At 60.9% G+C, this 13165-nt stretch carries 13 protein-coding genes; 7 read left to right on the forward strand and 6 right to left on the reverse strand.

Annotated elements, in window-relative coordinates; translation table 11 throughout:
* Positions 1-47 precede the first annotated feature (47 nt).
* From HJB91_RS07185 to HJB91_RS07200, 4 genes are all read left to right on the forward strand, one after another.
* On the forward strand, positions 48-1280 hold the full coding sequence (locus HJB91_RS07185; protein ID WP_210628834.1) for a sensor histidine kinase: 1233 nt from the start codon (positions 48-50) through the stop codon (positions 1278-1280).
* Complete coding sequence (gene fixJ, locus HJB91_RS07190) at positions 1246-1914, forward strand: response regulator FixJ (RefSeq protein ID WP_210628835.1); 669 nt, start codon at positions 1246-1248, stop codon at positions 1912-1914. Before HJB91_RS07185 ends, fixJ begins: the two co-directional genes overlap by 35 nt.
* 121 nt (positions 1915-2035) lie before the next feature.
* Complete coding sequence (locus tag HJB91_RS07195; RefSeq protein WP_221122578.1) at positions 2036-2680, forward strand: helix-turn-helix domain-containing protein; 645 nt, start codon at positions 2036-2038, stop codon at positions 2678-2680.
* A 143-nt stretch (positions 2681-2823) separates the two neighbouring features.
* A complete protein-coding gene (locus tag HJB91_RS07200; protein WP_210628837.1) occupies positions 2824-3171 on the forward strand; it encodes a hypothetical protein in 348 nt (115 codons plus the stop codon).
* 220 nt (positions 3172-3391) lie between these two features.
* On the opposite strand, the gene HJB91_RS07205 is transcribed toward HJB91_RS07200, so the two are convergent.
* Positions 3392-4198 (reverse strand): class I SAM-dependent methyltransferase, encoded by an 807-nt coding sequence (locus HJB91_RS07205; RefSeq protein ID WP_221154090.1) that lies wholly within the window; start codon positions 4196-4198, stop codon positions 3392-3394.
* 246 nt (positions 4199-4444) lie between these two features.
* Between HJB91_RS07205 and HJB91_RS07210 the strand changes: the two genes are divergently transcribed.
* On the forward strand, positions 4445-5434 hold the full coding sequence (locus HJB91_RS07210) for a DUF2332 domain-containing protein (RefSeq protein ID WP_221122575.1): 990 nt from the start codon (positions 4445-4447) through the stop codon (positions 5432-5434).
* Between the two features lie 162 nt (positions 5435-5596).
* Here the strand turns inward: HJB91_RS07210 and HJB91_RS07215 are convergent, their stop codons facing one another.
* Positions 5597-6343, reverse strand: a complete 747-nt coding sequence (locus HJB91_RS07215; protein WP_221154093.1) for a glucose 1-dehydrogenase — start codon at positions 6341-6343, stop codon at positions 5597-5599.
* A gap of 107 nt (positions 6344-6450) precedes the next feature.
* On the opposite strand from HJB91_RS07215, the gene HJB91_RS07220 reads away from it, so the two are divergent.
* The gene (locus tag HJB91_RS07220) at positions 6451-6795 is read left to right on the forward strand and encodes a helix-turn-helix transcriptional regulator (RefSeq protein ID WP_210628841.1); all 345 of its coding nucleotides are present in this window, start codon (positions 6451-6453) and stop codon (positions 6793-6795) included.
* A gap of 454 nt (positions 6796-7249) precedes the next feature.
* A complete protein-coding gene (locus HJB91_RS07225) occupies positions 7250-8344 on the forward strand; it encodes a GSU2403 family nucleotidyltransferase fold protein (protein WP_221154094.1) in 1095 nt (364 codons plus the stop codon).
* A 65-nt stretch (positions 8345-8409) separates the two neighbouring features.
* Here the strand turns inward: HJB91_RS07225 and HJB91_RS07230 are convergent, their stop codons facing one another.
* The 4 genes from HJB91_RS07230 to HJB91_RS07245 are packed head-to-tail and all read right to left on the reverse strand — an operon-like array spanning position 8410 to position 13161.
* Positions 8410-9258: a fumarylacetoacetate hydrolase family protein gene (locus HJB91_RS07230; RefSeq protein WP_221122571.1), complete on the reverse strand. Its 849-nt coding sequence runs from the start codon at positions 9256-9258 to the stop codon at positions 8410-8412.
* A 41-nt stretch (positions 9259-9299) separates the two neighbouring features.
* Positions 9300-10610, reverse strand: coding sequence for an MFS transporter (locus HJB91_RS07235; protein ID WP_221154095.1), 1311 nt, complete (start codon positions 10608-10610; stop codon positions 9300-9302).
* A 47-nt stretch (positions 10611-10657) separates the two neighbouring features.
* Positions 10658-12235 carry a bifunctional 3-(3-hydroxy-phenyl)propionate/3-hydroxycinnamic acid hydroxylase gene (locus HJB91_RS07240; protein ID WP_311043571.1) on the reverse strand — a complete coding sequence of 526 codons (1578 nt, stop codon included), beginning with the start codon at positions 12233-12235 and terminating at the stop codon, positions 10658-10660.
* A gap of 32 nt (positions 12236-12267) precedes the next feature.
* On the reverse strand, positions 12268-13161 hold the full coding sequence (locus HJB91_RS07245; protein WP_221122568.1) for a VOC family protein: 894 nt from the start codon (positions 13159-13161) through the stop codon (positions 12268-12270).
* Positions 13162-13165 lie beyond the last annotated feature (4 nt).

The following is a 13165-nucleotide window of genomic DNA, read 5'->3' on the forward strand; positions in this document are numbered from 1 at the left end:
GGGGCTGACCGGCTCAAAGGGCGGAGGAAACCATCGTGTCCATCAAGATGGAGGCGCCGCATGTTGACGAATGCGATCGCATTGACCCGGACGTCGCCGGACGAACCTCGTTCACGGGCGGGATAACAGGGCGCGACCGGCCAGGCGCTTTGCGTGCGGAAGATGGCGAGCCGTCGATAGACTGGATCCGGCAATTCTATCAACACCTGCCGGACGCGGTGTTCTTCATCACCGACTGCCACCGAATTTCGGCCTGCAACGGGGCCGCTGTGGCGTTGTTCGGTTATGAGGAAGACGAATTGCTTGGTCAGAGGATCGACCTTGTCTGGTATCCGACGCCGGATGTTCCGTTGAAGGGACGCTGGGCGGACAGGGGAGTGGTGCGGGCCGGTGTGGCGATGACCAGGAGCGGCGTCCAATTTCCGACCGCCATGACGATCATCAGACAGCAAGACGGCAAAGGACACTTCTCCGCGGTGATCTTCGAGGACTTCCGCACCGAGCGCGAGACTTTGCAGCGTGTTCAGGAGCTTCAGCGTGAGCTTGCCCGTATCGCCCGAATAGTTGGGCTCGGGGAAATGACATCGACGCTGGCCCACGAACTTGCCCAGCCGCTGACGTCGATCGCCGCATACGCGCAAGGTTGCGCGCGGCTTGTGACGAAGGATCGTCATGGCCACGGCGAAGAACTCCGTGAAGCCTTGTCCGAGATTACGCAGCACGCCCTGTGGGCGGGAAAGATTGTGCAGAACATCAGGGAATTCGCCAAGCGCGGCGCCGACGAGAGAAAGATTGAAGCGATGCACGCGCTCATCCATGAGGCGACGGCGTTCGCGCTTGCCGGATCCCAGCGAAACGGCCTTCGCGCCGATTTTCAGCTCGTAGCGGAACGGGACGTCGTGCTTGCCGACCGGGTCCAGATCGTGCAGGTGCTGACGAACCTTGTTCGCAACGCCGTGGAGGCTACCGACGGTATTGCGCAGCCGCATATCACCATCCGAACCAGAACCGACGATTTATCCCGTCTCATTGTCGACGTGTCCGACAATGGCTGCGGAATTGCGGTCGACATCGAAGAGGCGCTGTTTCGTCCCTTCGTGACCAGCAAACCGCGCGGCCTCGGCATGGGCTTGGCGCTGTCCAAGCGCATCATCGAGGCGCATGGGGGCCGCATAAGCGCGCGCAATCGAATGGATGGCGGTTCTATCCTTTCGTTTTCCCTTCCGCTGGTGGAGACAACAACCAATGGCAAACGACCTTACGATCCATCTCGTCGATGATGAGGAGTCGCTCAGGCGATCTTTGACGTTTCTGTTGGTGTCGGCAGGTTTCGCGGTTCGGACCCATAGCTCTGCCAAAGCCTTTCTGGAACTGTTGCCGCTTTCGGGACGAAGCTGCCTCGTGACGGACCTGCGCATGCCCGAAATTGATGGCATCGAGCTGCTCCAGCGCCTGCGCCGTTTGAGACTGAACGTTCCGGTCATTGTCATTACCGGTCAGGGCGATATCGCCGCCGCCGTCCGGGCAATGAAGGCCGGCGCGTCGGATTTCCTTGAAAAGCCCGTCAGAGAAGAGGCGCTGATAGCCGCGATCAACGCGGCGGTGGGACAGAAGCGCCCCGGCGGGGCCGTCGCTGATTCTGAGAGCGTTGCAGCACGGCTTCGCCAGCTCACGGAGCGCGAACACCAGGTTCTGGCCGGCGTTCTTGATGGCTTGCAGAACAAGATGATCGCCTATCAGCTTGGTATCAGCGCACGCACGGTCGAAGTCCACCGCGCCAATGTGATGGCGAAAATGGGCGCCCGCAATCTGGCGGAACTCATGCGGATGGCCATCACCCTCGATACGGCAGCGCAGCCTGTCGAAACCGCCAGGGCCTTGTCCGACCACGGTGCTTGGACGCCTGCCCGATAGGCCCGGCACCGCGCCAAAGAGCTGCCGGTGATCGGGCTTCCGTAGCGATACTTAAGGGGTTTCTCGAATATCAGAGCAGACGGCGATTGGTTATGTTGCCAGACGATTGGGGGTGACGCATATGCTTCAACACCACGCGACCATAAGGCAAACGGCAATTCCGGGCCGCCGACATGGAACAGCTGTCGGAACAACCAGAGATCAGTCGATCAAGCTCAAGGCCAACGAGACAATCTACAGCGAAGGCGAACATGCACTTGCGATCTATCAGGTCGAAACCGGTGCGGTGCGGATTTATCGCCTGATGGCCAGCGGACAGCGATATATCCTAACATTCTGCGGCGAGGGCGAATGGTTCGGCCTTGAAACCGGGAATGTTCGAACCGACTTTGCGGAAGCCGTCTGCGAGGCCTCCATCAAGCCCTTTCGGACCAACCAGAACGCAGTCGTTCCTGTCGACCTTCTTCACATCGCGCTGACGAACCTGGCAAAGGCGCAGCACAAGCAGCTCGTCATCACCGAGCAAAGCGCGCTGAAGCGGGTCGCGGCCTTCGTTTGCGAAATGGCCGACCGTCATCCGAAGGATCTGGAATTCGACATGATGATGTCGCGCAGCGATGTGGCCGACTATCTCGGTCTGACCGTCGAAACCGTTGCCCGCTGCTTCACGAAACTCCGCGAAAAAGGCGTCCTTTGCCTGAAAGGCAAGCTGCAGCGCGTCGTTCGCCTTCTGGACCGCGACGCGCTCATCGCGCTGACCATCTGATGCATGACGCCCGGAAGCGTGGACGATTCCGGGATAACGTCCTGGCCACAGCAAAGAAGCCAAAGCGCACCGCTGAATCAAGTTTCATACGGTGCGCTCAGCGGTCATGGATTGAAATCGATCGTGCAAAGGGGGATTGAACAATGAGATGCCTATTCTGCCGGAGATCGAATGCAGCGGTCACAACATGCATTGCGGTCCTGCTGTCGCTGGCGACCTTTCCACTCGCGATCGTTCAGGCGCAGGACGATCCGTTTGAGCAATTTCCCTTGGTCATCCAGTGCAAGTCCAACGAAACCTACCACACTTTCTACCTGTCGCGCATTTCACAGGATGGCATCGCAACCTATCGGGCATCCGAACGGATCGCCGGCACGATCACCCTCGACGGCAAGGCCAAGGCAACCGGCAGTGAAGGTGGAGGCACATGCGTCGGCAAGACCTTGACTGAGCTTCGCGCCTCCCATCAAGCCTACGATCTGAAACGCTAGGCTATATGGCCCCTTGAGGCTCGACCCGCAGAGGTCGATGCCTGATTGCTGGAACCGGCCGAGACCGCAATCTTGCTGTAAATCATGCAAAGTGAAGCCCCATATCTCACATGTTCCAGCAGCAGGCTCGGCTGCGGCCGAGAAGGAATGACCGATTTGGAGCCGTTAGCGGCCTGGCGGCTTTTGGCTGCCGAGGAACGATAGCTGATGCTCTCCAGCGTTACGCTGGGACCAAGCCACGCACCATACGGAACATCATAGGAAATGACCGGGGTCCATCGGGCAAGCCAACCAGATACCCAGCACGAACATGCTGTTCGATCGAACCGCGGGCGTCGTCAGAAAGTGCCGTCAATGTGCTTGTGGTGCTGCCTGGGCCGTCGGTGAACGTAGCCCAATAATCCGCGAAGGACGCATACTCGCAATCCACGACAATGGGAATCTCGGTCACGTCAACGAGGCCGATCTTCCGCCACAGCGTCGCCTGACCATCAGGCCAGAAGAGCTGACGTCCCGCCCGCATGGATCTCAGCGTTGCAAAGTCGGCCTCAAGCACGGCGCCGGTGTTAATGACGAGGTCAAATGCGGGCATGCCACCAAAGAACTGAGTAACGGCGGACGCGACCACGCCGCCTGGACGGGTCACGCGCTTCATCTCGGCAACGACCTGTTCAATTTCCGGGATGACGTCCAGGGCCAGGGTGGAAACTGCCGCATCGAAAGAGTTGGCGTCGAACCGCAGTTGCCGGACATCGCCGTGTTCATATGCGATATTGGGGTGAGATCGTCGACGGCGGGCTCCTTCCAGGTATCCCTCCGATGCGTCAACACCGATCACATGCGCTCCCGCCTCGGCCAGGGCTTTCGACAACACACCCGTCCCACATGCCACATCGAGCACGCGACTGCCCGGAGCAACATTGGCACGGGTGAGAAATGGTCTCGCCAGATGTTCGCTCCAGCGCCCTATGAATGACTCGTAGACGTCGGGATCGGCCCAATTGTATCGCAGTTCTGCGGTTTCCATGGCGCCATCCTCCCTTGATCAAGAATGGACATTACCACGGCCAAACAGGTCGCGCGTATCGCCGTCACGCCGGGCAGTCCAGCGGAAGCTTATTAGCACTTCTCAAGAAAACATGACATAGCGGAAGCCCCTGGAATCACACCGGCCCTCCGTCGGACGGTGTTCCGAGGTATCGCGTGTTTGACTGCCATCACACCCGAAGATCGTGTACTGTGACCAGAAGTCGTAGTCGAGGGATCATCGGACATGGATGAGGAGGGCCTGGCTGAGATCTCAGCCCGGTATGTTCACTTCGCCGATACGGAAGCCCACGGCCGTTCGCCGCTCTACGAGGCGTTGGCTCGTGCGGTTGCTGGAGACCGGGAGACACTCGGCTTCCTATCGACCCTCCCGGACACCAAAAGGCAACCGAACCTTCTGCTTGCGGCGGTGCGTCACCTGTTCGGCACGCCGAAGGGCTGGACCGAGTTTCGTCAGGTGCTCCTGGCCCACCCCGATGCAGTCCGTTCGCTGATGCTCGAGCGGTCGACACAAACCAACGAACCAGGAAGGTGCGCCTCGCTGCTCCCCGTCCTGGCGCGATTGCCGCAGCCGCTGGCGCTCCTCGAGGTCGGAACCTCCGCCGGGCTCTGCCTCATGCCCGACCTCTATGGCTACGACTACGGCCGCAAGGCGATCCGCCCACCCTCGATGGCCTCCGAGCCGCCTGTCTTGCGTTGCTCCGTCAGCGAGACGACCCCGTTGCCGACGGCCGCGCCACACGTCGTCTGGCGAGCGGGGCTGGACCTCAGCCCAATCGATGCTTCGGATGCTGCGCAAGTCGCATGGCTTGAGACACTGGTCTGGCCGGAGCAGACGGAACGGCTTGCCAACCTGCAGGCGGCCGTCAAGATCGCCGCTTCGGTCAAGCCACGGATCGTGAAGGGCGACTTGCGCGGGAGCGAATTCGCCCGGCTCTGCAGCGAAGCCCCAAAGGACGCCACCCTTGTCGTCTTTCACACGGCGGTGCTCGACTATATCTCCGACCCCGCAGATAGGGAGGCTTTCGCCCAACAGGCGATGCGGCTCGCTCCGTATTGGGTATCGAACGAGTTCCCCCGCGCATTCCCGTTCATCGCCACGCGCGCAGGAACAAGCTGGCCACCCGGGCGCTTCCTTCTGTCTGTGAACCGCACTCCTGTCGCCTGGACCGACCCACATGGAGCTTCGCTCGCATGGATCGCGGATGAGGCCTAGGGGACCTCCGGCCTCGTCATTCCAGGCCTTGAGCCTGGAATCCATGGCCAAGGCCGATGATGCCGGCGTGGTCCTCGGGTCAAGCCCGAGGACGACGGAGGGCGGGTGGACCGGTATCCGCGTATGCGCGCGCTCAAGAAGCGCGCGCTTTTTTCTCCCATCTCAGCGGAAACCGCCGCTCGCGAACAGCCGTTCGCCGGTCAGCCAGCGGGCGTCGTCGGAGGCGAGGAAGACGGCGATGTCGGCGATGTCGTCCGGCTGGCCGATGCGGCCGAGCGGCGTCTGGGCGGCGATGGTCTGTTCGAGCTCAGAGCCGATGACGCCAGCCGTGTGCGTTCCCTCGGTCTCGACCATGCCGGGCAGAATGGCGTTGACGCGGATCTTGCGCGGGGCGAGCTCCTTGGCGAGCACGCTGTTGATGCCCTCGACGGCGCCCTTGGTGCCGGTGTAGACGGCCGAGTTCGGGAGACCCAGGCTGGTGACCACCGAGGAGATGTTGATGATGCTGCCGCCCTCGCCGAGATGCCTGGCCGCCGCCTGGGTGGTCAGGAGAACGCCGAGAACATTGACGTCGAACATGCGGCGGTAGTGTTCCTCGGTCACCTCGCCGATCGGGGCGAATTCATAGACGCCGGAATTGTTGACCAGCACGTCGAGCTTGCCGAATTCCTTGACTGCGGCATCGACCACGCCCTGCGCCTGTTCGGCCTTGGAAACGTCGCCCTGCACCGCGATGGCCTTGCCGCCGGCCGCGTCGATCGCCTCGACCACGGCGTCGGCTCCGGCCTTGCTCGAGGCGTAATTCACCACCACTTGTGCACCTTCGGCCGCCATCGCCTTGGCAATCGCGGCGCCGATGCCCTTGGAGGCTCCCGTGACCACTGCGACCTTCCCTGTGAGCTTAGCCATCTCTCGTTCCTTCTGATCCGGAAGGCCGCCGGAATTGACGGCCTTGTTCCGTAGTTCAGAAATTCGGAACTGTTGATCTCGGTTTCAAGGGGCACTATATAAAATTCATGCGACCGCTCTTTCACCCAGCTCTCGAGGATATCAAGCCCGATGCGATCCTCTATGCGCTGTCGGATCCGGAGCGCGTGGCGATCTTCGCCAAGCTCGCAGGCACCGCCTGCGGCGGCACCTGTTCGGCGCTTGCGGATCTCGGCGACCGCATCATTCCAAAATCGTCGCTGTCGAACCATTTCAAGGTGCTGCGCGAATCCGGCCTCATCCGCAGCGAACGCCAGGGGGTGGAGATGCGCAACCAGACCCGCTGCGCCGAGCTCGACGAGCGCTTCCCCGGGCTGGTCAGGGCGATCCTGACGGCTTACGGACAGCTTCCCGAGCAAATGAAGACGGGTTGACGGCTCTTGGAGCGATAGCAGCTGCCGTTGGTGGCTCGCCTGGGTCCTCGGGTCAAGCCCGAAGGACGACGGAGAGTGTGAGGTGCCCTGCGGTAACAGGGTGAGGTTCGGCAAACCCGATGCAATCACACTCTCTGATCTCGCTGCCAGACTTCGTCATTCACGCTACCCGATGCCTATCCGCTGCGCCGACGGCGCGTTTGGCGAGAACGCCTACCCCACTCTCATCCCAGGGCTTGACCCCGGGATCCATGCTCGACTGTGCCGACGCATGTCGGGAAACCAGTTAGTTATAAGGTCTTGGCAGAAACTTATAACTGGAGATCACGGCCAAAAGGAGTTATAAGGCTTTGGCAGATACTTATAACGCGCATGTGAGCGAGCGAGGACTGCACTCAAGCGGGGAACGCCGCTTTGACCCGTGGTCGCTGCACTCGAAAAGGACGAGCCGCCAATGATGAAAGAGATCGACATCAGCTATAGGACAATGTTCGCGGAACTGGCGCAGCGGACGTTGGACGGGCAGTTTCTGTCGGACTTTCCATTGGAAGGTTGGTTTGTGACCGTCACCGTGAAAGGGCGCGACTACTGGTATTTCGATCTCCCGACTCCCGAAGGCAAGGACAAGCGAAGCTATGTCGGTCCGCAGAGCGATGACGCGATCACGGCGCGGGTGATGGCCCACAAGGAGATCAAGGATAACGTCCGGGAGCGACGGCGGATGGTCAGCACGCTCCGTCGTGCCGGCCTTCCGGGTCCCGATAATTTTGCGGGCGACATCACCAAAGCCCTCGCGGATGCGGGCTTGTTCCGTCTGCGTGCAGTCCTGATCGGGTCGGTGGCATTCAGCACCTATGCAGGCATGCTCGGCGTTCGCCTGCCCTCATCCGCCATGCAGACCGGCGACGCGGACTTCGCGCAGGACTTTGCTATTTCTGCGGGTGTCCAGGACAGCCTGGCTCCGGTTCTTGAGGTCCTCCAGTCGGTCGATCCCGAATTCAGGGCCGTTCCCCATGAGGCAGACAAGGCTAGGGTCGTCGCCTTTCAGAACGCCAAGGGCTATCGGGTGGAATTCCTGACGGGAAACCGCGGATCGGATGACTATACCGGCAAACCCTCCCCCATGCCTGCCCTCGGCGGTGCGTCGGCGGAAAACCTGCGCTTCCTGGACTACCTGATCTACGAGCCCGTCCGCACGGTTCTCCTCTTCCGCGAGGGCGTGAACGTCCTCGTTCCCGCGCCCGAGCGATATGCAGTCCATAAGCTCATCGTGTCGTCCAGAAGGTTCACGGACACTCTGGGACGCGTAAAGGCCGACAAAGACCTCACGCAAGCGTCACTGCTTTTCCAAGCCCTCGTCGAGACACGCCATGAGTCCGAGCTGACAGATGCTTGGGCGGAAGCCTGGGATCGAGGGGATTCATGGAAAGACGGCATTTGCCACGGTCTCCTGAGGCTTCCTCATAAGGGTGTCGAAGCGCTCGGCAAGGCTCTTGGATCGGAGATGCCCGATCTGGAGAAGTTGAGAGCCAAAACTCGGCAGAAGTGATGTCGCTGCCATTGCCATGCCGCCGTCTACGCGTAGCTTGCCGGCGCCGCCTAAGGCGGTTGTCATTAGTCTAATTCACCAACGATTGGGTTGCTGAGAATACCAAGCCTGTCAATTTCCACCTCCACGACGTCGCCCGGCTTCATCCACAGCGGCGGCTGCCGCTTGGCGCCAACCCCGCCTGGTGTGCCGCTGGCAATGACGTCGCCCGGTTCCAACCGCGTGAAGCTGGAGCAATATTCGATCTGCCGGGCGATATCGAAGATCATCTGACCGAAGATAGCGTCCTGCACGATTGTCGCATTGAGACGCGTCTGGATGCGAAGATCGGGCAGAGGACCGAGCTCATCCGGCGTCATCATCCAAGGCCCGAAGGCGCCTGTATCGGGGAAATTTTTGCCCGGCGTGAACTGATGTGTATGACGCTGGAAATCACGCACGCTGCCGTCATTGTAGCAGGCATAGCCGGCAACGTATCCCATAGCCTCATCGCGGGTGATGTAACGGCCTGATTTGCCGATGATGACCGCCAGCTCGCCTTCGAAATCGAGTTCCATCGACACTTTCGGGCGCACGATCGGGGCGAGATGGCCCGTCTGACTATTGGCATAGCGGGCAAAGATCGTCGGGTTTTCCACCTCCGCACGGCCCGTCTCCTGGCGATGCATTTCATAGTTCAGGCCAACGCAAAGGATCTTGTCGGGATTGGGAATGACCGGCAGCCATTCGATTTCACCGAGCGGCGAGGCGGCAGCCGAAGCAGCCGCCTCGGCAACGCCGGCAAGACCGGCTGCTACGGCCGATTTGAGATCGACATAGCGCGATGCGAGAGCTGCGCCGGTATCGAGGAAGCGATCGTCCTCGATGACGCCCCAGGTCATGCGGCCGGCGATCTTGACGGTGGACAGTCTCATGGTTCTTGCTCCTGTGGGGTCAGACTGGATGGCGGGCGCTTTCACACCCGCTGCATTTGATCGGTGAAGCGCGTCATCTTGCCGAAGCGCTCGATGGTGCGATCCGGAAAGATCAGCGCGAAGGCTGAAATTGCGCCGATGATGAGGATTGCGGCCGTGAACAGCATGGCGTTTGCATAACCGGCTGCCACATGATCGGGTCCAGCCGCCTGCACGATCATGCCCGTGACGGCGTTGGACGCGAGTGCGGACACCGCATTTGCCGAATAGATCACGATGATCAGCCGGCCGCGCTGGACTGCAGGCGCGACGCTACCGAGCGTGATCGGACCGTAGATCGTCGTCAGACTTGGAGCAGCAAAGGCGATCGCGATCAGCCCCAGCTGCAGCGGACCACTGACATGAACCGAGGCGATCAGCGCTAGACCGCTGACGAGCAGGGCATAGCCCGAAGCGCTGCCGAGCGCGGCGCGCTTGCTCACGCCCTTCTGAAGCATACGCTGCGCGATCCATGAACCGACCAGCAACAGCGGCGACTGGAAGACATAGACGGCCGAGATGATCGAGCCGATTTCGGTCTGCGAATAGCCAAGACCCTGCTGCAGGAAGGGCGGCAGCCACGTGGCCGACATGCCGACGATCCAGTAGGACATGGTCGACATAATGATGACGCCAATCACGGTCGGGTCGAGCCAGAGCTTGCGGGCTGGAACCGGGGTCTCTCCTACCACGGCCCGAGTCTTTCCATTTTCCGCGACGGCATGCGGCCCTTCGCCGCCGATGAGCAGCCAGGCGATGATCCAGGCAATGCCGATCAGACCGCAGAAAAGGAAGCCCGAACGCCAGCCGTAATTGACGATGATATAGGTGAGGATCGGTCCGCCGGCGAGCAGGCCGACACTGATGCCCTGCAGCACAACGGCGCTCGGGACGCTGCGCTTTTGCGGGCTGAACCAGTTATGGCAGGCATGCAATGCCGTCGGCAGTCCGGGTCCTTCGCCGAGGCCGAGCAGGATGCGGCAGGCGACCAGAACCGTTACCGAACTGGTGAAATAGATCGGGATCTGCGCGATCGACCAGATTGCAGCGAGGATGACAAGGATCCATTTGACGGGCACACGGCCGATCACGAAAAGGCCGACGAGAACGCCAGAAATCGAGAACAGCAGAAAGAAGCTGCTGCCGATCAACCCGAATTGCTGCGGCGAAATGCCGAGGTCTTTCATGATCGACACGGCGGAAAGGCCGAAGACCAACTTGTCGAAGAAGTTTAACGTCTGGAACAGGAAAAGCAGGATAAGGACGGCAAAAGGTTGCCATGTGCTGGCGGTATCGGCGGTTGACTCAGACATATGTTCCTCCCAGAACCTCACTGAAAACTGCAATTGTCGACGCTGCCTCAAGCGAGCCGCGTCCGTAGATCGGCGATTTGTTGGCGAAGCGCCTCGATGCTCCGGGCAGCGCCAAAGACATAATGATCAGGACGCACGAGCGCGGCGACCGCGCCATGCCGCTCGAACCAGGCCGAAAGCACGCCGTCCTTCTCCCGGAGTGCCGACGGATCGATTGCGTCTGCATCTCTGGGCACAACGGCTTTCACCACGATCCCGTCGATCGCGTCGGCGAGTGCCTGTCCCTGCGTCATTTCGATGCGGCGGCCGTCGAGCACAAGTCGCCAAACCGGTCCTGTGAAAGCGTCCATCAGCCATTGATCCGCCTCCCCAACGATGATCGGCTGCGGGAACAGCAATCCTCGCGCCGGCGTTCCCTCCTCTGCGATCAGCCCATCCTCGATGGGCGGGACGATTTCCTGGCGGGTCATCGTCAGTGGCCGACCGCCACCCTCGGCAAGAATGCGTGCGTCACGCGCGGCGGCAGCCTCCGGATCGCGTTCGCAGATCGTCTGGCCAATCGCCTTGATCTTGCCGGTCAGCGTCCGCACATGCCGCTTGCGTTCCACCGCATAGGTGTCCAGCAGCGCTTCGGACGACTGCCCCTTCAGGATGCGGTCGAGCCGCCAGACGAGATTGGAAACATCGCGCAGGCCCTGGCACATGCCTTGTCCAATAAAGGGCGGCTGCTGATGCGCGGCGTCGCCGGCGATCAGCACCCTGCCCCGCCGCCATTCGTCGGCAACGAGCGCATGAAAACGGTAGGCGGCGGCACGCCACAGCTCACCGTCTTCGGGCATCAGCCAGGGCGACAGCAGCTTCCAGACATTATCGGGCTTTTCCATCTCGCGCGGGTCTTCGCCCGGCAGAAGCATGATTTCCCAGCGGCGGTGGTTCCTCGGCCCCATGATGTAGCTGGTCGGTCGTGCCGGATTGCAGAACTGGGCGGAAGTCTGTGGTAGTTTGCCAAGCGCGGTTTCGTGTACCTGCACATCGACCACGAGCCACGGCTCGTCGAATACGAGATCCTCGAGCTTCATTCCCGAGAGTTCACGAACGCGGCTCCAGGCACCGTCACAGCCAATCACATATTTTGCAGCGATCCTCCGACTTTTGCCGGACGAATCCCGAAGCGTTGCGACCACTTCCGCTGCCTGAGGATCAAGGTCGACCATTTCCGTGCCAAGCTCGATCGTCACGCAATCGAAGCTCTCCGCATGGCGCCTCAAGACAGCCTCGACCGGAGGCTGGGTAAACACCATGCTTGGGGTGTAGCCGAGAGGATAGGGCTCAGGCACCATGTCGATACGGCGGATGAGCTGCCCCTCTGCCCCAAAATGCTGGGATGCCCTGAACGGTGCGATATGGGGACGCACCTCGTCGGCAATGCCCATGTTGTCAAAATGGCGGAGGATTTCGTGGTCGAGGGCGATGGCGCGCGGTTTGTCATAGATGCCCGTCAGCCGATCGACGACGAGGATGGAATGGCCTCGTGCGCCAAGCATGCCGGACGCGACTGCCCCTGCAGGGCCGAACCCGACCACCAGCACGTCATAAGAGTTCGAAATATCGCTATCGTTCGTCACAGGCATGCCTCTGCAAATGTCTCTTGGGCGCATCAGGCGCCGGAAAAGCCGATGGAAATCTGCGCCTTCTTGCAGGCGTCGCTCTTTGGAGGCGCGATGCCCCAGTGATCCGTCCGGCCGGGCGGCCAAACCCATTCCTCCGGCCCTTTGAAGCGATAGCCGTCGTCTACCTGCAGGACTTCGGCGGTGTATTCGATCACCACGCCTTGCGGATCGACGAAATAGACAAAAACGTTGTCGCCTGGTCCATGCCGACCGACGCCCCAGCCGATCGGATAACCGTGATCGACGACGCGGCCGGAGCCTCTCATGACGGATTCGAGATCGGGCATCAGGAAGGCGACGTGGTTTAGTCCATTGACCGGAGCTTCGGCCAGCACGACCGCATGATGGTCGTCGTTGCAGCGCAGGAAGGCCATCAGTTTCGATCGGTCCGTCAGACGGAAATCGAGGATATTACGATAGAAGTCCGAAAGCGCCTCGATCTCGGCGCTGTTGATGTTGACATGGGCAAGACGCTGCGGTCGGTTGGCGACGACGACGCCCTGCTTGCGGCGGTCTCCGTGCACGAATTCCAATGCCGAGCCTTGCGGCTCGCGAATCACGAAACGCTCGCCGCCGGCCGGACCATCGGCGAGCCCGATTTCACGCAGCACAGTGCAACCTGCGGCAACCGTCTTTGCCAAAAGCCACACTAGCGCTTCAGCCGTGCCGACGCGAAAACTGATCTTGCGCAACTCCGAGCGGTCGCTCTGCTTCAGTTCCAACACATGAAAATCATCGCCCGTTGCTGCCAGGAAAATCTTGTCCTCCGCTTCGGCGACGACATCCAGGCCCCAGACGCGAGTATAAAAATCGACAGACGCTGCAAGATCGGGTGTGGCCAGCTCTACGCTGCGCAAAGCGATAACAGGAAATTCAGCCATAGGA

It is taken from the genome of Rhizobium sp. NLR10b, assembly GCF_019685435.1.
GTDB lineage: Bacteria > Pseudomonadota > Alphaproteobacteria > Rhizobiales > Rhizobiaceae > Rhizobium.